The following is a 1088-nucleotide window of genomic DNA, read 5'->3' as shown; positions in this document are numbered from 1 at the left end:
GCTAGCAGGCTTGTTTCGGTCAATTCCCTGATGCGGTTTATGATTGTATTTCTCTATCCAGTGGCTAATACCCTGGTACAAGGTTATACCATCATCAGCTGGGTTGAGGTAAATATGCTGGTATTTGATGGTACGCCAAAACCTTTCTATAAAAATATTATCCAGCGCCCTGCCCTTACCATCCATACTGATCCTGATGTTTTCCTCTTTCAGGTAATCTACATACTCCTTACAGGTAAACTGGCTGCCCTGGTCACTGTTGACAATCTCTGGCTTGCCATGCCGGGCTACTGCGGCTTTCAACACCTGCAGGCTGGCATCAGCATCCAGGGTGTTAGCTAAGCCCCAGCCCACTATATAGCGGCTATACACATCTATGATCGCTGTCAGGTACAGGAACCCTTTGGCCATCGGAACATAGGTAATGTCAATAGCCCATACCTGCTTAACCCTTTCTATTTTCAGGTTGCGCAGCAAATAAGGGTAGATGTACTTTTTGTCTCCCAGCTGTGTCAAATACCTTCTGGGGTAAATAGGTCGTATATTGGCCAGGCGCATGAGTCGCCTTACCCTTTCATAGCCAGCCTTGTAGCCCTTTTCCTCCAGCATCGATTGCATCGTCAGCACTCCCGCTGTAGGCTCCTCTAAAATGTACGCATCCATTAACTGCATCATCTCTAAGTTTTCAGCATTCTCCTGTTTTGGCACATAATAGAAAGAGGCCCGGCAAAGGCAGAGCAGGAGGCATTGCCGGCGAATGCTCAACTTATCCTGAGGGCTTACCAGCAGCTTGCGCTCACTTATAGTCCGCTCTTCTTTAAGCTTTTTTTTAGAAAGTCCCGCTCCATTTCCAATTGCCCGATCTTGGCATACAAAGCCTCCAGGTTTACCGGTTCTTCTTTTTCTTTCCCTTCTGTTCCGGCAAATACCACCTCCGAATTAGCGATAAACTCCTGCTTCCAGAGCGATATCTGGTTGGCATGAACCTCGAAGCGAGCGGATAAGGCTGCAAGGGTTTCTCTTTCTTTTAGTGCTTCTAACGCCACTTTGGCCTTGAAAGCAGCCGTAAATTTTCTCCTCGTTTTTTT

General features: G+C 47.2%; 2 protein-coding genes. Both read right to left on the bottom strand.

Annotation, left to right across the window (positions count from 1 at the left end):
• A partial coding sequence (locus tag FVR03_RS24150; RefSeq protein ID WP_255474392.1) for an IS3 family transposase occupies window positions 1–786 on the bottom strand: 786 nt, incomplete at its 3' end.
• Between the two features lie 14 nt (window positions 787–800).
• The coding region (locus FVR03_RS24145) for a transposase (protein ID WP_147924328.1) at window positions 801–1088 on the bottom strand (288 nt) is incomplete at its 5' end.

It is taken from the genome of Pontibacter qinzhouensis (assembly GCF_008017455.1).
Lineage (GTDB): Bacteria > Bacteroidota > Bacteroidia > Cytophagales > Hymenobacteraceae > Pontibacter > Pontibacter qinzhouensis.
This window is presented reverse-complemented; position numbering and strand designations above follow the sequence as displayed.